18 protein-coding genes are annotated in these 22,449 nt (G+C 53.8%); 13 read left to right on the top strand and 5 right to left on the bottom strand.

What is annotated here, in order from left to right; genetic code table 11:
• Positions 1–93: 93 nt before the first annotated feature.
• The 11 genes from betI (at position 94) to D467_RS0102680 (ending at position 14,902) form a co-directional block, all read left to right on the top strand.
• The gene (betI, locus tag D467_RS0102730; protein ID WP_208596455.1) at positions 94–708 is read left to right on the top strand and encodes a transcriptional regulator BetI; all 615 of its coding nucleotides are present in this window, start codon (positions 94–96) and stop codon (positions 706–708) included.
• Positions 709–727: 19 nt separating this feature from the next.
• Positions 728–2,197, top strand: a complete 1,470-nt coding sequence (betB, locus tag D467_RS0102725; RefSeq protein WP_018915975.1) for a betaine-aldehyde dehydrogenase — start codon at positions 728–730, stop codon at positions 2,195–2,197.
• Between the two features lie 50 nt (positions 2,198–2,247).
• The gene (gene betA, locus D467_RS0102720) at positions 2,248–3,921 is read left to right on the top strand and encodes a choline dehydrogenase (protein WP_018915974.1); all 1,674 of its coding nucleotides are present in this window, start codon (positions 2,248–2,250) and stop codon (positions 3,919–3,921) included.
• 291 nt (positions 3,922–4,212) lie between these two features.
• Positions 4,213–6,702, top strand: coding sequence for an acyl-CoA dehydrogenase (locus D467_RS0102715; RefSeq protein WP_018915973.1), 2,490 nt, complete (start codon positions 4,213–4,215; stop codon positions 6,700–6,702).
• Positions 6,703–6,956: 254 nt separating this feature from the next.
• On the top strand, positions 6,957–8,054 hold the full coding sequence (locus D467_RS0102710; RefSeq protein WP_026285581.1) for an ABC transporter ATP-binding protein: 1,098 nt from the start codon (positions 6,957–6,959) through the stop codon (positions 8,052–8,054).
• The gene (locus tag D467_RS0102705; protein WP_018915971.1) at positions 8,047–9,147 is read left to right on the top strand and encodes an ABC transporter ATP-binding protein; all 1,101 of its coding nucleotides are present in this window, start codon (positions 8,047–8,049) and stop codon (positions 9,145–9,147) included. Before D467_RS0102710 ends, D467_RS0102705 begins: the two co-directional genes overlap by 8 nt.
• Entirely contained in the window at positions 9,140–10,027 is an 888-nt protein-coding gene (locus tag D467_RS0102700) for a carbohydrate ABC transporter permease (protein ID WP_018915970.1), read from the top strand. Before D467_RS0102705 ends, D467_RS0102700 begins: the two co-directional genes overlap by 8 nt.
• 1 nt (position 10,028) lies before the next feature.
• Complete coding sequence (locus tag D467_RS0102695) at positions 10,029–10,925, top strand: carbohydrate ABC transporter permease (protein WP_018915969.1); 897 nt, start codon at positions 10,029–10,031, stop codon at positions 10,923–10,925.
• Positions 10,926–10,936: 11 nt separating this feature from the next.
• On the top strand, positions 10,937–11,209 hold the full coding sequence (locus D467_RS0102690; protein WP_018915968.1) for a DUF2160 domain-containing protein: 273 nt from the start codon (positions 10,937–10,939) through the stop codon (positions 11,207–11,209).
• 69 nt (positions 11,210–11,278) lie between these two features.
• Positions 11,279–13,030: an ABC transporter substrate-binding protein gene (locus tag D467_RS0102685; protein WP_018915967.1), complete on the top strand. Its 1,752-nt coding sequence runs from the start codon at positions 11,279–11,281 to the stop codon at positions 13,028–13,030.
• Between the two features lie 234 nt (positions 13,031–13,264).
• Complete coding sequence (locus D467_RS0102680) at positions 13,265–14,902, top strand: glycerol-3-phosphate dehydrogenase/oxidase (RefSeq protein WP_018915966.1); 1,638 nt, start codon at positions 13,265–13,267, stop codon at positions 14,900–14,902.
• Positions 14,903–15,027: 125 nt separating this feature from the next.
• On the opposite strand, the gene D467_RS0102675 is transcribed toward D467_RS0102680, so the two are convergent.
• The 4 genes from D467_RS0102675 to D467_RS0102660 all read right to left on the bottom strand — a co-directional run bounded on the left by D467_RS0102675 (position 15,028) and on the right by D467_RS0102660 (position 19,814).
• Entirely contained in the window at positions 15,028–15,252 is a 225-nt protein-coding gene (locus tag D467_RS0102675) for a hypothetical protein (protein WP_018915965.1), read from the bottom strand.
• A gap of 460 nt (positions 15,253–15,712) precedes the next feature.
• The gene (locus tag D467_RS0102670; protein WP_018915964.1) at positions 15,713–16,471 is read right to left on the bottom strand and encodes a DeoR/GlpR family transcriptional regulator; all 759 of its coding nucleotides are present in this window, start codon (positions 16,469–16,471) and stop codon (positions 15,713–15,715) included.
• 142 nt (positions 16,472–16,613) lie between these two features.
• Positions 16,614–18,470, bottom strand: coding sequence for an SLC13 family permease (locus D467_RS0102665; protein ID WP_018915963.1), 1,857 nt, complete (start codon positions 18,468–18,470; stop codon positions 16,614–16,616).
• A 366-nt stretch (positions 18,471–18,836) separates the two neighbouring features.
• Positions 18,837–19,814, bottom strand: coding sequence for an NADPH:quinone reductase (locus D467_RS0102660; protein ID WP_018915962.1), 978 nt, complete (start codon positions 19,812–19,814; stop codon positions 18,837–18,839).
• Between the two features lie 179 nt (positions 19,815–19,993).
• On the opposite strand from D467_RS0102660, the gene D467_RS0102655 reads away from it, so the two are divergent.
• Together D467_RS0102655 and nfo are read left to right on the top strand one after the other, a co-directional pair.
• Positions 19,994–20,764, top strand: a complete 771-nt coding sequence (locus tag D467_RS0102655; protein ID WP_018915961.1) for a glycerophosphoryl diester phosphodiesterase — start codon at positions 19,994–19,996, stop codon at positions 20,762–20,764.
• A gap of 9 nt (positions 20,765–20,773) precedes the next feature.
• Positions 20,774–21,634, top strand: coding sequence for a deoxyribonuclease IV (gene nfo, locus D467_RS0102650; RefSeq protein WP_018915960.1), 861 nt, complete (start codon positions 20,774–20,776; stop codon positions 21,632–21,634).
• Here the strand turns inward: nfo and D467_RS0102645 are convergent.
• The gene (locus tag D467_RS0102645) at positions 21,604–22,191 is read right to left on the bottom strand and encodes a helix-turn-helix domain-containing protein (RefSeq protein ID WP_018915959.1); all 588 of its coding nucleotides are present in this window, start codon (positions 22,189–22,191) and stop codon (positions 21,604–21,606) included. The genes nfo and D467_RS0102645 overlap by 31 nt on opposite strands.
• Between the last annotated feature and the right edge of the window lie 258 nt (positions 22,192–22,449).

The following is a 22,449-nucleotide window of genomic DNA, read 5'->3' as shown; positions in this document are numbered from 1 at the left end:
ATTGAACGATCAATAAAAAAAGCTAAGATAGACAGGTAATCATGCCTAACCCTAGGTTGCAAGGTGGGCATTCAACGTCATTAGGAGATCGCTGTGCCCAAGGTAGGAATGGAACCAATACGCCGCCAGCAGTTAATTCACGCCACGATGGCGGCCATTGATGAGGTAGGGTTGGCAGAAGCAACCATCATGCGAATAGCAAGTCACGCGGGCGTTTCGGCGGGGATTATCAGCCACTACTTTGGGGGCAAGGATGGCCTGCTGGAAGCCACCATGCGCCAGATATTGACCGACCTTACTGACGCCGTGTCAATGCGCCGTATGGCGTTGAATGACAACTCGCCCAGGGCGCACATTGGCGCCATTATTGAAGGCAACTTCGACCGTACTCAGGTGACTGGCCCTGCCGCCAAAACCTGGCTCGCCTTCTGGGCCAGCAGCATGCATAAGCCCATGCTTCAACGCCTGCAGCGCGTCAATGATCGGCGCCTGTACGCCAATTTATGCCATCAGTTTCGCCGAGTGTTACCACATGCCGAAGCCCGCAAAGCCGCCCGCGGACTAGCCGCCATGATTGATGGTTTATGGCTGCGCGGTGCTTTAACGCCCGAAGGCCTGGATACCGACGAAGCTCGCCACCTTGCCTACCACTATCTTGATCAACTGTTAGCGCATCACGGATGCCAGCATGTTGCATTCGCTCATTAAGCTTTTAAAGGAGACCAACATGGCCGCTCAAGACGTACAGCCTCTGTATATTAATGGTCGCCCGCTCGCCGCTACCTCAGGCGATACTTTTACCGTTACCAACCCTTATGACGGTAGTTTTCTGGCAACGATTGGCCAAGCAAGTCAACAGGATGTTGACGCGGCAGTAAAAGCCGCGCAAAAAGGCCAGCGTGAATGGGCCGCCATGACCGGCATGCAGCGCTCGCGTATTTTGTTACGAGCCGTTGCCCTGCTCCGCGAGCGCAATGATGAACTGGCGGAGCTTGAAACCCGCAGTACCGGCAAGCCGATTAGTGAAACGGCCAGCGTTGATATCGTGACCGGCGCTGATGCGCTGGAGTATTACGCAGGGCTAGCACCCGCCATCGAAGGTAGCCAAATCCCGCTGCGGGAAAGCTCGTTTGTGTATACCCGCCGAGAGCCACTGGGCGTTATTGGCGCTATCGGCGCCTGGAATTACCCCATTCAAATCGCCTGCTGGAAAGCCGCACCTGCGCTGGCAGCGGGTAATGCGGTGGTGTTTAAACCCAGCGAAGTCACACCGCTGAGCGCGATCAAACTCGCCGAAATTTTTACCGAAGCAGGCCTGCCCGATGGCGTGTTCAACGTAGTGCAAGGCGACGGCCGCGTAGGCGCGATGCTGACCGAGCACCCTGGCATTGCCAAAGTGTCGTTTACCGGCGAAGCAGGTACCGGCAAAAAAGTCATGGCCGCAGCGGCAAGCTCCACGCTTAAAGACGTGACGATGGAGCTGGGCGGCAAATCACCGCTGATCATCTTTGCCGACGCCGATCTTGATCGCGCCGCCGATGCAGCCATGATGGCTAACTTCTACTCCAGCGGCCAAATTTGCACCAACGGTACTCGTGTATTTATCGAGCGCGGTGTTAAAGATGCGTTTGAAGCCAAGCTTACGGAGCGCGTCAAGCGCATCAAAGCGGGCGATCCGATGGATCCCAGTGTGAACTTCGGCCCGCTGGTCAGTTTTGAGCATCAGGAGAAGGTGCTTTCCTACATTGCGCTGGGCAAACAGCAAGGCGCGCGCGTACTGGTCGGGGGTGATGATTGGACGAATGGCCACTGGGCTAACGGCGCCTGGGCGGCCCCTACGGTATTTACCGATTGCACTGACGATATGCGCATTGTGAAGGAAGAAATTTTCGGTCCGGTCATGTCGGTGTTGGTCTTTGATGATGAGACCGAAGTGATTCGTCGCGCCAACGATACCCAATATGGCCTGGCGGCCGGCGTATTTAGCGAAAGCTTAAACCGTGCTCACCGCGTTATTCATCAGCTGGAAGCGGGTATTTGCTGGATCAATACGTGGGGTGAATCGCCTTCTGAAATGCCGGTTGGCGGCTATAAAGAGTCGGGTATTGGTCGTGAAAACGGTATCGAGACGCTTAACCACTATACCCAGACCAAGTCGGTACAAATCGAGATGGGTCCCTTTGAGTCGGTGTTTTAAAGCGAAGCAGCAGACACGCAGATTATCCGACTCACTATCAAGGTAAAACCATGTCGCAACCGCATGAATTCGACTACATCATTATCGGCGCTGGCTCAGCGGGGAACGTACTGGCCACACGTTTAACCGAAGATAGCGATGTCAGCGTTCTGCTATTGGAAGCCGGTGGTCCGGACTATCGGCTCGATTTTCGTACCCAAATGCCCGCAGCACTTGCCTTTCCACTCCAGGGAAAGCGCTACAACTGGGCGTTTGAAACCGACCCGGAGCCCTATATGGATGGCCGCCGAATGGAGTGTGGCCGTGGCAAAGGGTTGGGCGGCTCTTCACTGATCAACGGCATGTGCTACATCCGCGGCAACGCGCTGGATTACGATAACTGGGCCAGGCAGCCCGGCCTGGAAGATTGGGACTACTTAAGCTGCCTACCCTACTTTAAAAAATCGGAAACCCGCGACATTGGCCCGAACGATTACCACGGCGGTGACGGCCCGGTCAGCGTTATCACACCCAAAGACGGTAACAATCCGCTTTATCGCATCTTTATTGAAGCGGGCAAACAGGCAGGCTACCCAGAGACCAAAGACGTTAACGGCTACCAGCAGGAGGGCTTCGGCCCCATGGATCGATTCGTTACGCCTAACGGGCGGCGCGCCTCCACCGCGCGGGGCTATCTGGATATCGCCAAGCAGCGCGCCAACCTGACCATTAAAACCCATGCCGTTACCGATGTGATTACGTTTGAAGGTAAACGCGCGAAGGGCGTGCGCTATGAGCGCAAAGGGAAAGCACAGACAGCTCGTGCCCGGCGAGAAGTACTGCTGTGCGGCGGCGCCATTGCCTCACCGCAAATTCTGCAGCGCTCAGGCGTGGGCAATCCCGAACTGCTCGAATCGCTAGGTATCGAGATAATTCATGCACTGCCAGGGGTAGGTGAAAATCTTCAAGATCATTTGGAGATGTACATACAATACGAGTGTAAAGAGCCTATCTCCCTCTACCCTGCTCTTAAATGGCACAACCAGCCCATGATAGGCGCCGAGTGGCTATTTAAAGGAACGGGGATTGGTGCCAGCAACCAATTTGAAGCGTGTGCGTTTATCCGCAGCCGCGATGCAGAAGAGTGGCCTAATCTGCAGTACCACTTTTTACCCATCGCAATTAGCTATAACGGCAAAAGTGCTGTTCAAGCCCATGGATTTCAGGCCCACGTAGGTTCCATGCGCTCTGAAAGCCGCGGGCGCATTAAGCTAACCTCTAAAGATCCTCACGCCGCGCCCAGCATTTTGTTTAATTACATGTCCAAGGCAAAAGACTGGCAAGAATTTCGCGATGCGATTCGCCTGACCCGCGAGATTATCGCCCAGCCGGCGTTCGATCGATATCGAGGCCGTGAGGTTGCCCCCGGCGCCGAGATACACACCGACGAAGCGCTTGATCAATTCATCAAACAGCATGCTGAAACGGCCTATCACCCCTGTGGCAGTTGCCGAATGGGCGAGGACGTACTTTCGGTAACGGATGGCCAAGGCCGGGTACACGGCTTGGAAGGGTTACGGGTGGTTGATGCCTCGCTGTTCCCGGTAATCCCCACCGGCAACCTGAACGCTCCGACGATCATGCTCGCCGAGAAAATCGCTGACCGCATCCGCGGGCGCGAGCCGTTACCAGCCGCCCAGGTCGATTACCATGTCGCCAGTGACACACCGGCCAGACGGGTATAAATGGCGCTTAAAAATAGTACTTAAAACAGTACTTAAAATAGTACTTAAAAAAGGTGCGGTTACTTCACAAAACGCTACGGCTTACGACCGTGGCATTTTTTTACTAGGCTACTATTAATAAATGTGACTTGTATTAATGCAGTGTGGCTTGCGCTGAACGGCGCTGGTCTGCCAATATTCAAACATCTGTTCGAATACACCTCACGCTTATGCCCCTACTCAGCTGGTTAACGCGATAGACTGAGCAACGATAATAATCGGACAGCGCCTAATAATACATGGAGACGTTCTATGCTCACCCTACTACTTGTAATTCTTGCCGTGGTTGGCCTGCTAATAATCATGCGGCGCGAAGCAGGCGCCTCGGCGGCACTCACGCTGCTTGGCATACTGGGGTTGGTTGGCCTGCTGGTTGATGCCACGTTTATCGGCGTGGTGCTGCTTATCGGCGCCATTGCCGTAGCAGCGGCTGGCCTGCCTTCACTACGCAAACAGTGGCTCACGCCGCGTGTGTTTAATATTTTTAAGAAAGTAGCTCCCAAAGTTTCGGATACCGAGCGTACGGCGCTTGAAGCGGGGAGCGTCTCATGGGATGGCGAGCTGTTTTCTGGCAAGCCCCAGTGGAGCAAGCTACTCAGCTATACAGATGATGGGCTGCGCGAAGACGAACAAGCCTTCTTGGACATACAGTGTGCCAAAGCGGCCGGTATGTGTAACGCCTGGGATATCGCCCAAGAGCGTGCCGACTTGCCTCAGCAGCTGTGGGACTACCTGAAAAAAGAAGGCTTCTTTGGGATGATTATTCCCAAGGAGTACGGTGGCCTCGGGTTCTCGGCCAAAGCCCAATCCATGGTATTGCAAAAGCTTTCAGCCAACGAAACACTAATGGTTACTGTGGGGGTACCTAACTCTTTAGGCCCAGGCGAGCTGCTGCTTAAATACGGCACTCAGGAACAAAAAGATCACTATCTGCCCCGCCTGGCGGATGGTCGCGAGATTCCCTGCTTTGGTCTGACAGGCCCACGTGCAGGTTCAGATGCTACGTCCCTGCCGGATACCGGTGTGGTATGTAAGCAAATCATCGATGGTAAAGAGACGCTAGGGTTACGCCTGACGTTTGAAAAACGCTGGATTACCCTGGCACCCATTGCCACTGTGGTTGGATTGGCCTTCCGTTTATTCGACCCTGAAAAGCTTCTGGGCGATGAAGAAGACCGCGGCATTACCCTTGCGTTAATCCCGCGCGACACCCAAGGCATGGAGATTGGCCGCCGCCACCACCCGATCGGCAGCCCGTTCATGAATGGCCCGATTAAAGGCGTGGATGTCTTTGTACCGCTGGATACCATCATCGGCGGTGAAGATATGATTGGCCAGGGCTGGCGCATGCTGGTGGAGTGCTTATCGATTGGCCGCTGTATCACCCTGCCTTCGGGCGCGACCGGCACCGCTCGTTATGCGCTGGGCTGGAGCGGTGGCTTTACCCGTGTTCGCCGCCAGTTCAACGTGCCTGTGGCCGAAATGGAAGGTGTTCAAGAGCCGTTAGCCCGTATGGCCGCTCTGGCCTATATCTCTCAGGCAACGGTTTATCAAACGGCTAACCTGATTGATCATGGTGAAAAACCTGCGGTTCCCTCGGCTATTCTCAAAAGCCAGCTGACCGAATTCCAACGCGTGCTGTTAAGCGACGCGATGGATGTGCATGGCGGCAAAGCGGTTACCCTCGGCCCGCGTAACTATTTAGGTATTGGCTATAGTGCCAACCCGGTTGCGATTACCGTGGAAGGCGCCAACATCATGACGCGCAACCTGATGATCTTTGGTCAAGGTGCGATTCGCTGCCATCCATACGTGCTGGATGAACTAGCCGCCAAAGACGCCAATGATATCAAGGCATTTGATAAAGCCTTCTTTAGCCATGCAGGCCTTATTTTCGGTAACGCTGCGCGTGCGTTTACCATGGGGCTGGGGTTTGGTAAGGAAAGCGTGCCGTTTGACGGGCCAGCCGCTGCGTATGCTCAAGACATTGCACGCCTATCCGCCGGATTTGGTCTATGCGCCGACGCCGCAATGGCGAGTCTTGGCTCAGCGCTGAAAAAGCGCGAAATGCTTTCAGCCCGTTTGGGTGATGTGCTCTCAAACCTTTACTTAGCCTCCATGGTGCTTAAGCAGTGGCAGACAGGCGAGAAAGTGGAAGGCGAAGACGCCCTGCTTCACTACAGCTGCCGCTTTCTGCTACACCGCGCCGAACAGGCCTTTGTTGAGATTTTCGACAACCTGCCGAACCGGGCATTAGGCCGCGTGCTTAATGCAGTCGTCATGCCTACCGGGCGTCGTTGGGATAAACCCCATGATGATTTGGCGCGTGACATCGCCAAACGAGTATCCACCCATAGCGCGCTGCGCACCAAGCTGCTTTATAACACCTGGGATGCCGATGATGGGGAACAGCCCAATCCGCTGGCACGCTACAATGCATTGCTGGTCGACTATGACCGTGCTGAAGCGATCTATCGTACGGTAAACAAGGCCTATGCCAAGGGCGAGCTTCCACAGACGGCGCTTCATCCAGAAGCGCGGGTAGAAGTCGCCTTCGAAAAGGGCCTGATCAGCGAAGAAGAAACCGTCTTTATGCGCGAATTCGAAAAGCAGGTGCTCGAGATGCTGACGGTGGACGACTTTGCCTACGATGCGTTTGCCATCAATAAGGACACCCTCATTGATCACAACGCTAAAAAAGCGACACCCATTCACCAGCAGCAAACAGAAAGCACTGAATAAACGCCTTACGTAAAACGTATGTCATCAACCGGCTCCATCATGGGGCCGGTTTTTTTATCTTTATCTACGCCTAAAAGCGTAGCCCGATTGCCCAAAAACGCGTTGCGAGTTCACAAACGGCCAACTAGCCTTTCGGAAACGAAAGCAAAAAACCTAATAACCAACGCCGTTTAATCGATTTTCAACAGCACGCACGATCAAATGATCATTCCCAATTGATCATTTCCAATAACAATGACGCTTGCGAGATCGGCATGTCCTTACATTTGCAAAAGATTGATCACATCGTTAACGGTGTGGCGCATATCAGTGGAATAGACCTGGCGCTTGAGCCGGGCTCCTTCAATGTGCTCTTGGGCCGTACGCTAGCGGGTAAAACTACGCTTATGCGTCTTATGGCAGGGCTTGAGCCCCCTACTCAAGGAAAGATCATCCTGGATGGCAAAGACGTGACCAACGTCTCCGTGCGCAAGCGCAATGTTTCCATGGTGTATCAGCAGTTTATCAACTACCCCAGCCTCACCGTTTACGACAACATTGCCTCTCCGCTCAAGCTTGCCAAGCATCCCAAAAGCGAAATTGATAAGCGGGTGGGCGAAATAGCCGAGATGCTGCATATCGAACACCTGCTTAACCGCTACCCTGAGGAGCTTTCCGGCGGCCAGCAGCAGCGCACCGCCATGGGGCGAGCGTTGGTCAAGGATGCCGATCTAATCCTGTTCGATGAACCGCTGGTCAATCTTGACTACAAGCTTCGTGAAGAACTGCGTGATGAGCTGCGCGAACTGTTCAAGGCGCGCAACTGTATTGCGGTATACGCCACGACCGAACCCAACGAGGCGCTGGCGCTGGGCGGCAACACGGCGGTGCTGCATGAAGGCAGGCTGCTTCAGTACGGCCCTACCGAACAGGTCTACCGGGAACCCAACGGCCGCTTCAGCGCCGAGATGTTTTCTGAGCCGCCCATCAACATTGTGCCCGGCCAGCTTACCGATACCGAAATCACCTTTGATCAAACGCTGCATTTTCCCTGCGATGACAATCTCAAACGCCTTGAGCCGGGTGATTACGACTTTGGCGTGCGCGCGTCACATCTCACCCTGGTGCCACAAAGGGCGGATGACCTGGCGCTGGATGTGCATGTAGACGTTGCCGAAATCAGTGGTTCAGAAACCTTTTTGCATGTTCACCATGAGCGCTTTCCGCTAGTACTGCATCTGGCAGGTATCCACCAATTCAGCGTCAATGAGCCGCTGAAAGTCTACTTCCCTACCCATCAACTTTACGCCTTCAACAAACAGGGTCATACCGTTCACACGCCTGCGCGTCAGGGAGGAGCTGCCCATGGCTGAAATCACCCTTAAAGGCCTTGCACACTCCTATGAAAAAACGCCTACCCATGCAGCGGATTACGCCATTCGGCAGATGGATCACGTTTGGCACCAGGGTGGCGCCTATGCGCTGTTAGGGCCTTCAGGGTGTGGCAAGTCAACGCTGCTCAATATCATTTCAGGGCTGCTTGAACCCTCTGAGGGTGACGTGCTGTTTGACGGCCAACGGGTAAATGAGCTGCCTCCTGAAGAGCGCAATATTGCCCAGGTGTTCCAGTTCCCGGTGATCTACGACACCATGACAGTATTCGACAACCTCGCCTTTCCGTTACGTAACATGAACACCCCCGAGCACCGCGTGAAACCCAAGGTACTCGAAGTGGCCGATATTCTGGACCTTACCCCGCTGTTAAAACGTAAAGCCAAGAACCTGACTGCCGATGAGAAGCAGAAAGTTTCCATGGGTCGCGGGCTGGTGCGCGATGATGTGACAGCCATTTTGTTTGATGAGCCGCTGACCGTAATCGACCCGCAGTTGAAGTGGAAGCTGCGCCGCAAGCTCAAGGAAATTCACGAGCGCTTCAATATCACCATGATCTACGTGACCCACGACCAGCTCGAAGCCTCTACTTTCGCGGATAAAATTGCCGTGATGTACGAGGGGCAGGTGGTTCAGTTCGGCACCCCGCGAGATCTGTTTGAACGCCCCGCGCATACCTTTGTCGGCTACTTTATTGGCAGCCCCGGCATGAACTTCCTGGCGGTAGAATATCAAGGTGATCAGGTAATGTTCGGCTCACAGCCCCTACCGGTCAGCGCGTTACTCAAGCGCGCTATAGCCAGCGCGAACGCCAGCAATATCAAGCTGGGTATCCGCCCGGAATTCATCACTATCAGCTCTCAGCAGACGACCGAAAGCATACCCATTGAAGTGGCCAGCTTGCAGGATCTTGGCACCCACTCTCTTCTGTCCTTCATGCTCAACGGACAACCTTTCAAGGCACGCCTGCCTGAAGGCCACCCGCCGGTCGGTGAAACGGCGTTTGCGCACTTCGATAATGCCCACGTTGCGCTGTATATCGATGAATATCGGGTGGAGGCTGAGCATGAATAACAAGGTACCCAATAACAGAGCCTGGTTGCTGGTGCTTCCCATGCTGGTACTGGTGGCGTTCTCCGCCATCATCCCGCTGATGACCGTGGTCAACTACTCGGTGCAGGATGTGCTTGGCCCCAACGCGAGATTTTTTACCGGCACCGAGTGGTTTGAAAGTATGCTCAATGACAGTGCTCTTCAAGCAGCATTTCTTCGCCAGATTTCATTCTCGCTGATTATTCTCGCCATTCAGATTCCGCTGGGAATCGGCATTGCGTTGATCATGCCCAAACGCGGCTGGCAGGCCTCAGCGGTACTGATCTTGATTACCCTGCCGTTGCTCATCCCCTGGAACGTGGTGGGCAGTATCTGGCAAATCTTTACCCGGGGTGATATCGGCCTGATGGGTTGGGGCCTGCGCGAGCTGGGCGTTGACTACAACATCACCCGCAATGCGGGCGATGCCTGGGTGACGATCGTTCTGATGGACGTCTGGCACTGGACGCCGCTGGTCGCGATGCTCTGCTACAGCGGCCTGCGTTCGATTCCCGAAGCCTACTACCAGGCCGCACGCATTGACCGCGCCTCCAAATGGGCCGTGTTTCGCTATATCCAGTTGCCCAAGCTGACCAACGTACTGGTGATTGCCGTCCTGCTGCGCTTCATGCACTCGTTCATGATCTACGCCGAGCCCTTTGTACTGACCGGCGGCGGGCCGGGCAGCGCCACCACTTTTTTGAGCCAGTCTCTAACGACCATGGCGGTCGGGCAGCAGGATTTGGGCCCTTCGGCGGCGTTCTCGCTGATCTATTTTCTGGTCATTCTGCTGGTGAGCTGGGTGTTCTACACCACCATCATGCACATGCAGAAAGACAAGCACCCGCACGGAGGTGCCTAGCATGAGCTACCAACTCGAAAATACTCAGCGCGGCGAAAAGTACACCACCATTTTCAGCAAGGTAACGCCCGCCCAGCGGCGTAACCGAAATGCCCGCTCGCGCTGGCGTGCCAACTGCCTGCTTGGCCTCTATCTGATATTGATGATTCTGCCCATCTACTGGCTGATCAATATGTCACTACAGACCAATAGCGAAATTCTCGGCTCAATGACGCTGTGGCCACAAAACCTTACCTTCGATAACTATATCGGCATCTTTACCAATTCGAGCTGGTACATGGGCTACGTCAACTCGATGCTCTACGTGGCGATGAACATGCTCATCACTATCTGCGTAGCACTACCGGCTGCCTACGCCTTCAGCCGCTTCACCTTTATTGGCGACAAACATCTGTTTTTCTGGCTGCTGACCAACCTGATGGCCCCGCCTGCGGTATTTTTGCTGCCCTACTTTCAGCTCTACTACTCGGTAGGCCTGTTCGATACCCATATCGCCGTGGCGCTGGCCCACTGTCTGTTCAATATCCCGCTGGCGATCTGGATTCTTGAGGGTTTCATGAGCAGCGTGCCCAAGGAGATTGATGAAACGGCCTATATCGATGGCTACAGCTTTCCGCGCTTTTTCGTCAAGATTTTCATCCCCATGATCCGCTCGGGTATCGGTGTCACGCTGTTCTTTCTGTTTATGTTCTCCTGGGTGGAGCTTCTGCTGGCCCGCACGCTAACCGCGACCAATGCCCAGCCTATCGGCATGATCATGACGCGCACTTCTACCGCTTCCGGCATCGACTGGGGCACCCTGGCAGCCGCCGGGGTTCTCACCATCATCCCCGGCATCTTGGTCGTCTATTTCGTTCGTAACCATATCGCCAAGGGCTTTGCCCTGGGCCGTACCTGAGGAGATTTGCCATGTCCTGGATGGTATGGACCATGCCCACCGCCATATTCTTTTCGTCCATTGCGGCCATGCTGGCAGGGATGACGATATGGGAAATTCTGTCACCCACCATAGAGCGCAAAGGTTTCTTGCCCATTTCCACCACGCGCGGGGACAGGCTGTTTATCGGCCTGCTCTCGGCTGCGTTTATCCATCTGGGTGTGATTGGCTTCACCTCACTATCCATCTGGATTGCACTAGCGGTATCAGCCATATGGCTGTTGGTATTAATGCGCTGGGGCTAGCTGCCAGCGTTTAATCGGTATCAGGGACGGCCAAGCCATCAGGGAAGAACACAACAAAACGAGGTCACCATGCACAAGCATTACAACAAATTCAGACTGACCACTCTCGCCGCAAGCCTGCTGCTAGCCTCGGGCGCGCTGTCAGCCCAGGAAAACGACGCTCGCGCCATCGCCGAACGCCTAGTCGATGAGCACTTTCAAAACTCAACCCTAAGCCGTGAAGAGCAGATTGAAGAACTGATGTGGTTTGCCAACGCCGCCGAGCCTTTCCGGGGCATGGATATTCAGACCGTGGCCGAAGGCCTCACGACTCACGTATATGAAAGTGAGGTTCTGGCAGAAGTCTTTCAAGAACTGACCGGTATCAACGTGACCCACAACATCATTGGTGAGGGCGATGTGGTGGATACCATGCAGAACCAGATGCAGTCGGGTAACAGCATCTACGACGGTTTTGTGAACGATACCGACTCTATCGGTACACACATTCGCTATGGCACGACGGTCAATCTGTCTGAAGCGATGGAGAATGAGTGGGAAGATTACACACTGCCCACGCTGGATCTGGACGACTTTATTGGCTTGCAGTATGGCACCGGGCCAGATGGCAGCCTGTTCCAACTGCCCACCCAGCAGTTCGCCAACCTCTACTGGTTCCGCCATGACTGGTTCCAGCGCGAGGATCTGCAGGAACAGTTCCGGGAAATTTATGACTACGATCTGGGAGTGCCCACCAACTGGACAGCCTATGAAGACATTGCCGAGTTCTTCTCGGAACATGTGGGTGAAATCGATGGTGTAAAGGTATACGGTCATATGGACTACGGCCGCCGCGACCCGTCACTAGGCTGGCGCTTCCACGATTCATGGCTCTCCATGGCAGGCATGGGTAGCCCTGGCATCCCGTCAGGCAACCCAGTGGACGACTGGGGGATTCGCGTCAACGAAGATAGCCAGCCGGTAGGCGCCAGCGTCAGTCGCGGCGGCGCTACCAACTCGCCAGCATCGGTATTTGCGATGCAAAAAGCGGTCGATTGGCTACGCGATTTCGCGCCACCTGAAGCTCAAGGCATGACCTTTGGTGAAGCAGGACCGGTACCTGCGCAGGGGCATATCGCCCAGCAGATCTTCTGGTACACCACCTTTACGGCCGACATGGTCGACCCGTCAGTGGCGGTAACCGATGATGAAGGCAATCCACTATGGCGTATGGCACCGTCTCCCACCGGCCCGTATTGGGAAGAGGGCATGAAAGTAGGCTATCAGGACGTGGGGGCATGGACGTTCTTCGACTCGACGCCTGAAGACCGCCGCACAGCTGCCTGGCTTTTCGCCCAGTTTACCGTGGCAAAAACGGTATCGCTTGAAAAGCTCATGCACGGTTTAACGCCTATTCGTGAGTCTGATATCTTCTCAGAACAGATGACCGAAATGGCACCCAAGCTGGGTGGCCTGGTGGAATTCTATCGCAGCCCTAACGAGTCCAACTGGACACCCACCGGAACCAACGTGCCTGACTACCCACGCATGGCACCGCTTTGGTGGCAAAACCTGGCGCCGGTAATGAGCGGAGAAGTCTCGCCCCAGGAAGGCCTGGACAAGCTGGCAGCGGAAATGGACAACACTATGAACCGCCTGGCCCGTGCCAATGTCTTCGATAGCTACGCGCCGGTACTCAACGAGGAGGAAGATCCTCAGGTCTGGCTAGACCGCGAAGGCGCGCCGAAACAAAAACTTGATGACGAGATGCCCCAGGGCACTACCGTACCTTACGAAGAAATGATGGAAGCCTGGATGGCGGCTGGCTCGCGCCAGGAGTAACTAAGCACCCACCTGCAGGGCGGGCAACCGCCCTGCACTAGGCATAATTGACAAGAAAGCCTTAAGCGTAAAGCAACCTTCATTGATCGCTACATAATGAAGGCAGCTTTTAGGACCATTAATGTTCACTTTCAAACTTGAAAGATCGAAAACGATCACATATTCTTTCACAAATGAACATAACCGCTTCTAGCCTTGGTTACTACGCTTACCCACTCCATTAATGAGGCCTCCATGACGCTGCGCGAACAAAACGTTAGTCAATTAGCGAGTACCACCTTTGACGCGCTGGTGATTGGTGGTGGTATTAACGGTGCGGCCAGCGCGGCGGCATTGGCTGGTAAAGGGGCGCGTGTCGCACTGATAGATCGTGGCGACTTCGCGGGCAGCACCAGCATGCACTCCTCGAATCTGGTATGGGGAGGCATCAAATATATGGAAAGCAATGATTTTGGCTTGGTGCGCAAGCTTTGCAAAAGCCGCAACCACTTAATCAAGAGCTACCCTTCTACGGTGCAGGAAATTCGTTTTCTTACCACGATAACCAAAGGCTTTCGTCACTCGCCGCGCTATCTCTGGGCAGGCACATGGCTTTATTGGTTAATGGGCAACGGATTTACCAAACGCCCGCGCCTGCTCGCACCCAAACATATTAAACGCGAAGAACCCATTATCAATATCGATCGTTCCGTAGGTGGGTTTGAATATTCTGACGCCTATCTTCACGATAACGATGCACGGTTCGTGTTCAATTTTATACGCCACGCACTCGACTTCGGCGCAACAGCGGCCAACTATGTAGAGTCGCTGGGTGCTGAACGTAAAGACGGCGTATGGATCACCAAAGCTCGTAATACAATGGATGGCAGCACGTTTGAAATACGCGCCAAAGTATTGATCAACGCCGCGGGGCCTTGGGTCGACCATCACAATGAGCTTACCGGCGAGCAAACGTCTCATCAGCACCTCTACTCCAAGGGCATTCACCTGATTGTGCCCCAGCTGACGGATTCAAAGCGTGTATTGGCCTTCTTTGCTGACGATGGGCGGCTATTTTTTGTAATCCCCATGGGCAACCGGACCTGCATTGGCACAACCGACACTCATATGGATCACCCTGATGCGGTGGTTACCCAGGAAGACATCGATTTTGTGTTGGATAATATCAATAAGCGGCTAACGCTGGATAAGCCACTTACTCCCAGTGATATTATTTCTACCCGTTGCGGCGTGCGTCCCCTGGCAGTGGAGTCAGATCAAGGTAGTGATCGCGATTTTCTGCAGCTTTCGCGTAAACACGTGATAGATACTAATACCGATAACGCGCATATCAGTATTTTTGGTGGCAAGCTTACCGACTGCTTAAACGTGGGCGATGAAATCTCAGATGCACTGCTTACGCTTGGCATAACGTTACCCAAGCCTGATTTTCACTGGTATGGCGAACCGGCATTGCCGATTAAGCAGCAGTTTATGGCGCAGGCAAAACGTATGGATCTTGACTCGCTGACCGCGCCAACGTCGTCAGAGCCTCTTTCAATACGCCTATGGCGTCGCTACGCCGATAAAGCCTTCGCCATGCTTGAGCAAATCGAAAAAGACCCCAGCCAAGGGGCACTATTGATTGAAGGCACCGAATATATTCGCGTTGAGCTTGAACATGCACGCGATCATGAAATGATTACTGAGCTTGAAGACTTCCTACGTCGACGCTCCAAAATATCGCTTGTGGTTGACCAGGAGCAGCTGCGCCAGTCAGAGGGTTTAAAGCAGGCGTGTCGCGTGCTGTTTGGCGAACAGGCCGAACAACGGCTCGCCACCTATTTTGATAATCGCGTTAACACCGCGCAGCCTGAAGCTCTGCAAGCATAGTGCAGTAATCATCTCGGTAGTTTGAAAGATTCACTTCATGAAATACAGAGCTGCTTATAAAAAGCAAAAAGCCCCTTCAAACACTGAAGGGGCTGAGTATCAGGCGCTCAACTTCACGCCCTCATCTACTCTTCATTAATGATAAGCAGCTGTGAATCACCGGCCAGCACCTCATCCCAGGCTTCATCAAGCGTACAGCCCATTCGGCTATCGATAGTATCGATTACTTCTACGGCGTGCTGAAGCGACTCACGGTTGCTTTTTAGAGCGAGTACCAGTTTAGCCAAATCTAGCTTGCTAAACGTACTGGCTATCTGGTCGGCCTGCTGGCTAAGTTCAATGCAGTTCATGGTCAGTACCTCATGGTATGGTCATCCGCTGCTGTATGCGTATCGATTAACACATAGGCAGTCGTCTAATGGCGTATGGTGACGTTGCTACTCATGCCAGGCCGGATAAGTGCCTGGTTCGGTGACTGCGAACGGTCGCAAGCTTTATAGACCTTCGCCCTTTAGCGCCTGGTTATGCTGAAGCACTATGGTTACGTAGCAGGACTTGGATAAGGTAATCGGGATAGCGACCCCCTACCTAAGCCACGCTTTGACTATGATTGATGGATGGTAAACTAACAATGCATCATTGGACGCACACCGGGTTGTAGCTCGACTACATTAGCCACAGCCAGCGCCTAAACGTGTCAAAGACTTACAGCGGATAGGGTGAAGAGTGAAGAGTGAAAGCAGCGTAGCCATCGATTGAGCGTTATGGCTACGCGATGTTTTTTACCGGCGGAAATTTATCCGATCTCGCTTAGGCGACATGCAGCGTGACTTCATATTGCGAAAGCAGCTGTCGAATAGCCTCAGGCGGCTTACGATCGGTAAACAGCGCGTCCAGCTGCGATAAATTCCCCTGCCGCACCACCGGATTACGGTGGAATTTGGAATAGTCAGCCGCCAGATACACCCGCCGTGAATTGGCAATGATTGCCTGTGCGACCCGTGCTTCCTGGTAGTCAAACTCCAGAAGCGAGCCGTCTTCATCAATACCGCTGATGCCAATAATGCCGTAATCAACCTTGAACTGATTGATAAAATCGATGGTGGCTTCACCAATAATACCGCCATCCCGAGAGCGTACCTGCCCACCGGCGATAATCACGTTGAAGTCTTCTTTATGCTGCAAAATAGCCGCCACGTTCAGGTTGTTGGTGATGATCTCCAACCCCTGATGCTCAAGCAACGCTTGGGCGATCACCTCATTGCTGGTGCCGATATTGATGAACAGCGATGCATGGTTAGGAATGTGCTGCGCCAGGCAGTGCGCTATACGCTCCTTTTCTTCCAGATGAAGCGTTTTACGCGTGCTGTAAGCCGTATTCACGGTGCTTGATTCAATACCCACGCCCCCATGAACCCGCCGGGCCCGCCCTTCATTGGCCAAGGTATTTAAATCACGCCGAATGGTTTGTGGCGTTACAGCGAAGTGATCAGTCAGCTGCTCAATGCTCATATAGCCGTGTTGGCGAACCAGCTCGACGATCGCATCCTGACGGTATTGTTGATTCATAGGCCCGGCCCGTTCACTTTGTAATTATCGCTAAGCGTAACAGGGTAATAAAATTTTCGAAATCTGATAGTCTTTGATAAATAGTTCTTTGACTAGTGCAGAGCGGAAAGGCCGGGCCGCTTACCGAGAGCATGTTTACATCTTATAGCGGCCACACCCATAAGATCGCAGGCAACGCGACGATTAACACAACGACCGAAAGCGGCAGCCCTAATTTCCAGTAGTCGCCAAAGCTATACCCACCGGGGCCTAAGACTAGCGTATTGGACTGATGCCCGATGGGCGTCAAGAAGGCACACGAGGCACTCACGGCCACCACCATCAAGAATGGGTCGATCGATACGTCAAAGCCCTGCGCCAGGCTCGCCGCAATAGGCGCCATCAGCAGCGCTGCAGCAGCATTATTCACCACATTTGAAAGCAGCATGGTAAGCACGAACAGGCCAATCAAGGAGATAAAGATGGGCCACTCGGCACCCAGGGTAAGCAAGGTATTGGCGACAATATCGGCCCCGCCGCTAGTTTCCAGAGCCTCCCCTACGGGCAGCATCGCGGCAAGCAATACGATGACCGGCCCATCAATTGCCTGATAGCCATCACGCAGGGGTAATACGCCAATCAGCAGCGAAACCACGGCCGCACTGCTCATCGCCACGGCAGCAGGCAACAGGTCCAACAGCATGGCGACAATCGCCAGGGCAAATATTCCGATAGAGATAGCCAGCTTACGCGGCTGGCCTAAATTAAGCGCCCGGCTGGCTAGGGGCAGGCAGCCGAGTGTTGAGAGGCTATCGCTTATCTCATTTTCACTGCCCTGAAGCAGCAGGACATCCCCGGTTTTAAAGCGGATATCCCTTAGCCGCTGCTTCAAACGGCTACCATCCCGGGCGACGGCCACCAGATGCAGGCCAAACTGCTGATTTAAACGCAGCTGTCGGACGCTGCGGTTATTCATCATCGAGTCATTACGTACTACAGCTTCGATCAGCTGTAGCCCTTCGGTATTGACCGGCTGGCGGACATCTGTGCCTTCCGCCTCGTCCTCGGCAGTTTTATCGGTTGTCGCATCGCTTTCATCCGGCGCTTCTTCTGGCTCGGCGATAGCGCTTAAACCCACTTTATCTTCCAGAAGCTTAAGCTCATCGGGCCCGGCCTCCAGCAAGAGAATATCGCCCTCTTGCAAGATGCCGTGAAAAGAGTAGCCCGCCCGGCGGTTATCGTCGCGCACGACGGCAAGTACCGGAATAGCCTCCTCAAGCTCATCGCGTAGCTGAGGCAGGGTCAAGCCGTTGGCTTTGGAGTCCTTGGTGACTTTTAGCTCTACCAAGTAGTTGGCGGTATCAAACATCTCATCGGTAGAAGATTGCCCGCTACGTTTTGGCGTTAAGCGCCAGCCAATGAGTACAATAAAAGCCAGACCCGCGCCAGCCACCGCGATACCCACGGGCGAAAAGCTGAACATGCCAAAATTTTCGCCGGTAATATTACCCCGATAAGTAGAAATAATAATGTTGGGTGGGGTGCCAATCAGCGTGGTGAGGCCGCCCAATAACGAACCGAAAGCAAGCGGCATCAGGAGTATTGAAGGCGAGGTATCATGTTCCCGGGCCAGGCGCATGGCGACCGGCAGTAACAGCGCCAGCGCACCAACGTTATTCATAATCCCTGACAGCACCACGACGGTACCCACCAGCACCAGCAGCTGGAGGATTAGCCGATCACCCACTTTCAGCACCTGGTTAGAGATAATATCCACGACGCCAGAACGCTCAAAACCCCGGCTTAACACCAGTACGGCAGCAACGGTAATCACTGCAGGGTGACCAAATCCGGCAAACGCTGAATCAGCAGGCACAAGGCCTAACATCACCGATGCTAAAAGCGCCGTTAGGGCCACCAAGTCATAACGAAAGCGCCCCCAAACAAACGCCATGAGTGTTAACCCCAACACAATAAACACCAGCGTGCTGGGCGCCAAACCGATCATTTCCGCCGCCATGCTAATCACCTCCTTGTGCCGCCATTGGATAAGAGCAAGGCGACCGCACTACCCTATCGGCTTGCTTTTTTGAGCCGCAATATAAGTTAACGGTCAAATAACCCTCACACATTAGGCGATATTTATACAACCGTATAGGCCCTGCAGATGACAAGATGCAATAAAACGAAAGCTGCCCTACTGGCTCATGCTCTCGGCTTGTTTTTATGCCTAAGGGTGATCAGGTTATTGGGTCAAGAAGTATAGAAGGTGGAATTAAGGAACATAGAAGAGAGCGCTTTTTGTAAGAAAACACGTGCTATCAACAGGATCGGAATCAGCTCAAGCCTTTCGCTTTAAACGATTCCGATCCTCAGATTCTATGATTTAAGGCAGCAAGACAGTAGAACCGGTCGTCTTACGGTTTTGCAGCGCATCCTGCGCCTTGCCAGCGTCGGCCAACGGATAGCGGTTAGCAACGTCAATTTTGATTTTGCCGCTTTCAATCATGCTGAAGAAATCTTCACACATCATTTCCAGGCGCTCACGCGTATCGGCATAGCCATTGAGGCTGGGGCGCGTTACGAAAAGTGAGCCTTTCTGATTGAGAATGCCGATATTCACGCCATCCACCGGGCCTGACGCATTACCAAAGCTCACCATTAATGAGCGGGGCTTCAAACAGTTTAGGGAAATCTCCCAGGTGTCCTTACCCACGGAGTCGTAAACCACGTCGCACATCTCGCCGTTGGTCAGTTCGCGTACCCGCTCAACCACGTCTTCTTCGGTATAGTTAATCGTCGCCCAGGCGCCATTCGCCATGGCTAAATCAGCCTTCTCTTGGGAGCTGACAGTACCGATCAGTTTAACGCCCAAAGCCTTGGCCCACTGACATGCGATAGAACCCACCCCACCCGCAGCGGCATGAAACAGAATCGTCTCGCCACCTTTTAGCTCATGGGTCTGGCGTAAAAGGTACTGCACGGTAAGGCCTTTCAGCATGCTGGCGGCGGCCGTTTCAAAATCGATAAAGTCAGGAAGCTTCACCACCTTTGCAGCGGGCAACGTATGCAGTTCGGCGTAGGCGCCCAACGGCCCCTGAGCGTAGGCTACCCGGTCGCCCTCTTTTAAATGGGTCACGCCCTCGCCAACAGCGTCGACAACACCTGCGCCCTCGGTTCCCAGGCCTGTTGGCATGGAAGGCGCCGGGTAAAGCCCGGTACGGAAATAGATATCGATAAAGTTAAGCCCAACGGCCTTATTGGCAATTCTTACTTCACCAGCACTCGGCGCTTTCGGCTCAGTATCGGCCCACTCCAACACCTCGGAACCACCTGTTTTGGAAAGCTGGATACGCTTGGACATAAACGAAACTCCTTGTTAATTATTGGCAACACTAGGTGCTGTTATCCAACCGCGTCACGCTTAAGAAATCAAGCAATGCCTTGAGCTTACTCACATCGACCGCGCTTGAGTGACACGCTGATGTCATAGGCTCGTGCTAAACTCAGATCACTTTAAACGGTAACGCTTCTGGACGAACGATGACCCATCCCGCTATTACGCTTCCCACGCTGATTGCCCACCGCGGTTACTCCGCAGCTGCCCCAGAAAACACCCTTGCCGCCGTGCGCGCAGCTTATGAAGCGGGCGCCCGCTGGGTAGAGCTTGATGTTCAGCTACTCGGTGATGGCACGCCGGTTATCTGGCACGATGCTGATGTAGCGCGCTGCTCGGATGGACGCGGCGCGCTTAATAGGCTCACTTGGCCAGAGGCCCAGGCATTAGATGTAGGAAGTTGGTTTAGTGATCGTTTTGCTGGCGAAAAAATAGCAAGCCTTGAGGCGATGCTCGAACTTATTAACGAACTGGAAATGGGCGTCAACCTGGAAATCAAGGTCAACAAGGGCCGCGACCCTATTGAGCTGGTTGATCGCGTCATGCCAGAAGTGCTGAGGGCCCTACCTCCCGAGCGTCTGGTTATCTCGTCCTTCGACCTTAGTGCTCTGCACCAATGCCGTACCTTTGCACCTAAAAAGGATCTGGCGCTAGGCGTTTTATTTGGCAGCACGCCCAAAGCGTGGCGTGCCCAGTGTGAAGCCGTTGACGCGTATAGCATCCATCCGCACTGGCCCCGCCTGAAACGCGCCCAGGCCGACGCCATGCATGAAGCGGGTTACCAGCTCCTTTGTTACACCGCCAACGACCCCAGCGCCTTTCAGAGCCGTTGGAGCTGGGGGATTGCTAGCGTGATTACCGATGAACCTGCTATTTTTCAGCGCTTTCTGGATAATCAACGCTTAGCCAAACAGTAAGGGATAACAATGAAGTATGTAGGTGCCCATGTAAGTGCTGCCGGGGGTGCAGATCAGGCGGTACATCGGGCGGTTGAGATCGGCGCAAATGCCTTTGCGCTATTTACCAAAAATCAGCGCCAGTGGCAGGGCAAGCCGCTGACGGAGCAAGCCATCAAGGCATTTCAAGATGCCTGCCGCCAGCACAGCTTCAAGCCTGAGCAGATTCTGCCCCACGATAGCTATCTGATTAATCTGGGCCACCCGGAAGCCGAAGGGCTGCAGAAATCGCGCAACGCTTTTTTAGATGAAATGCAGCGCTGCGAGCAGTTAGGTTTAACGCTGCTGAATTTCCATCCTGGCAGTCACTTGAACAAGATAAGTGAAGGCGACTGTTTAAAGCGCATTGCAGAGTCCGTCAATGAAGCCCTCGCCCAGACTCAAGGCGTGACCGCGGTGATTGAAAACACCGCCGGGCAAGGCACCAACCTTGGCTGGCGCTTTGAGCATCTTGCTGAAATTATCCAGCATGTCGATGATAAATCTCGCGTCGGCGTGTGTATTGATACCTGCCACGCGTTTGCCGCCGGATATGATTTGCGCAGCCGCGAGGCAACGCAGGCCACCCTGGATGAACTAGGCAGCGTTGTAGGGTTTGAGTATCTTCGAGGGATGCATTTAAACGATGCGAAAAGCGGTTTTGCCAGCCGGGTAGACCGCCATCACAGCTTGGGGAAAGGCAATATTGGCTTGGCGGCGTTTACCACCATCATGCAGGAACCACGTATCAGCGGGATCCCCATGATTTTAGAAACCGTCGAGCCTGAAATCTGGGATGAAGAGATCCGCTGGTTACGTGCTCAAGCATTGGATGCCGCGCCGGGTAAATAGTGAATCACATCATGAAAGCGTAAACGTGTTGTCGCGGTATTACGCATCGCGTGGGGGCGGTCAGCAAAAAAGCGCAGCCCCTCGCCCACACCAAGCGTTTGCCAGCGCTCATCAATACGCAGCTCCATTTCTCCTTCAATCACTACAATATGTTCTACCACGCCCTCGGCATGTGGCGTTGACTCACTGATCGCACCAGGCGCCAGCTCGATCATGAACATCTCAAAGCCTAACAACGGATCGTAAGGGAAAATCAGTCGAGCCTGCATGCCCGCGCTGTCATCTCCCCATACCGACTCCCCGCTATCCCGGCGCAGTTCGCCCTGCACCGGTTTCTGGCTATCGAACAGGGTAGAAAAAGACACCCGAAAGCCACTGGCTATTTTCCAGAGCGTTGAGACGGTCGGGCTGGATTCACCGCGCTCGATTTGTCCGAGCATCGCTTTACTTACTCCGGTTTCGCCGGCAGCACGATCCAGGCTCCAGTCACGCTCTTTACGCAGTCGTTTAACGGTACTGGCAACATGCTCAGCAATAGCGGGGGGCTGGGTAGGCATTATTATCTCCTCAAGGCTTGGCTATTTTACCTATCTAATCCCTCTTTAAAACAGGCAGCTTAATCGGGCCATCGCTGAGCTTTTTGAATGTTTGCTCGTTTATGCATCCAGCGCTTTAGGACAAGCTTCAGCGCTTATAAAGCTTCAGGATCTATTTTAATCAAAATCCTCAAGCCAATTGTGCGTCATAACGCACAATGATAATGTGACATTTGTGCGTTATAGCGCACAGAACAATTTAATCATGGTAAGTAATCG

The organism is Vreelandella zhanjiangensis DSM 21076, from assembly GCF_000377665.1.
Lineage (GTDB): Bacteria > Pseudomonadota > Gammaproteobacteria > Pseudomonadales > Halomonadaceae > Vreelandella > Vreelandella zhanjiangensis.
Note: the sequence above shows the minus strand (reverse complement) of the source record. Positions and strands in the feature narration are given on the sequence as shown.

What these genes read in the sequence shown, in the direction of transcription:
- D467_RS0102670 (WP_018915964.1), bottom strand. Translation starts at nt 16,471, where the DNA reads ATGAATCAACAATACCGTCAGGATGCGATCGTCGAGCTGGTTCGCCAA.
- betB (WP_018915975.1), top strand. Translation starts at nt 728, where the DNA reads ATGGCCGCTCAAGACGTACAGCCTCTGTATATTAATGGTCGCCCGCTC.
- D467_RS0102700 (WP_018915970.1), top strand. Translation starts at nt 9,140, where the DNA reads ATGAATAACAAGGTACCCAATAACAGAGCCTGGTTGCTGGTGCTTCCC.
- D467_RS0102705 (WP_018915971.1), top strand. Translation starts at nt 8,047, where the DNA reads ATGGCTGAAATCACCCTTAAAGGCCTTGCACACTCCTATGAAAAAACG.
- D467_RS0102665 (WP_018915963.1), bottom strand. Translation starts at nt 18,470, where the DNA reads ATGGCGGCGGAAATGATCGGTTTGGCGCCCAGCACGCTGGTGTTTATT.
- nfo (WP_018915960.1), top strand. Translation starts at nt 20,774, where the DNA reads ATGAAGTATGTAGGTGCCCATGTAAGTGCTGCCGGGGGTGCAGATCAG.
- D467_RS0102675 (WP_018915965.1), bottom strand. Translation starts at nt 15,252, where the DNA reads ATGAACTGCATTGAACTTAGCCAGCAGGCCGACCAGATAGCCAGTACG.
- D467_RS0102710 (WP_026285581.1), top strand. Translation starts at nt 6,957, where the DNA reads ATGTCCTTACATTTGCAAAAGATTGATCACATCGTTAACGGTGTGGCG.
- D467_RS0102715 (WP_018915973.1), top strand. Translation starts at nt 4,213, where the DNA reads ATGCTCACCCTACTACTTGTAATTCTTGCCGTGGTTGGCCTGCTAATA.
- D467_RS0102685 (WP_018915967.1), top strand. Translation starts at nt 11,279, where the DNA reads ATGCACAAGCATTACAACAAATTCAGACTGACCACTCTCGCCGCAAGC.
- betA (WP_018915974.1), top strand. Translation starts at nt 2,248, where the DNA reads ATGTCGCAACCGCATGAATTCGACTACATCATTATCGGCGCTGGCTCA.
- D467_RS0102645 (WP_018915959.1), bottom strand. Translation starts at nt 22,191, where the DNA reads ATGCCTACCCAGCCCCCCGCTATTGCTGAGCATGTTGCCAGTACCGTT.
- D467_RS0102680 (WP_018915966.1), top strand. Translation starts at nt 13,265, where the DNA reads ATGACGCTGCGCGAACAAAACGTTAGTCAATTAGCGAGTACCACCTTT.
- D467_RS0102690 (WP_018915968.1), top strand. Translation starts at nt 10,937, where the DNA reads ATGTCCTGGATGGTATGGACCATGCCCACCGCCATATTCTTTTCGTCC.
- D467_RS0102655 (WP_018915961.1), top strand. Translation starts at nt 19,994, where the DNA reads ATGACCCATCCCGCTATTACGCTTCCCACGCTGATTGCCCACCGCGGT.
- D467_RS0102660 (WP_018915962.1), bottom strand. Translation starts at nt 19,814, where the DNA reads ATGTCCAAGCGTATCCAGCTTTCCAAAACAGGTGGTTCCGAGGTGTTG.
- D467_RS0102695 (WP_018915969.1), top strand. Translation starts at nt 10,029, where the DNA reads ATGAGCTACCAACTCGAAAATACTCAGCGCGGCGAAAAGTACACCACC.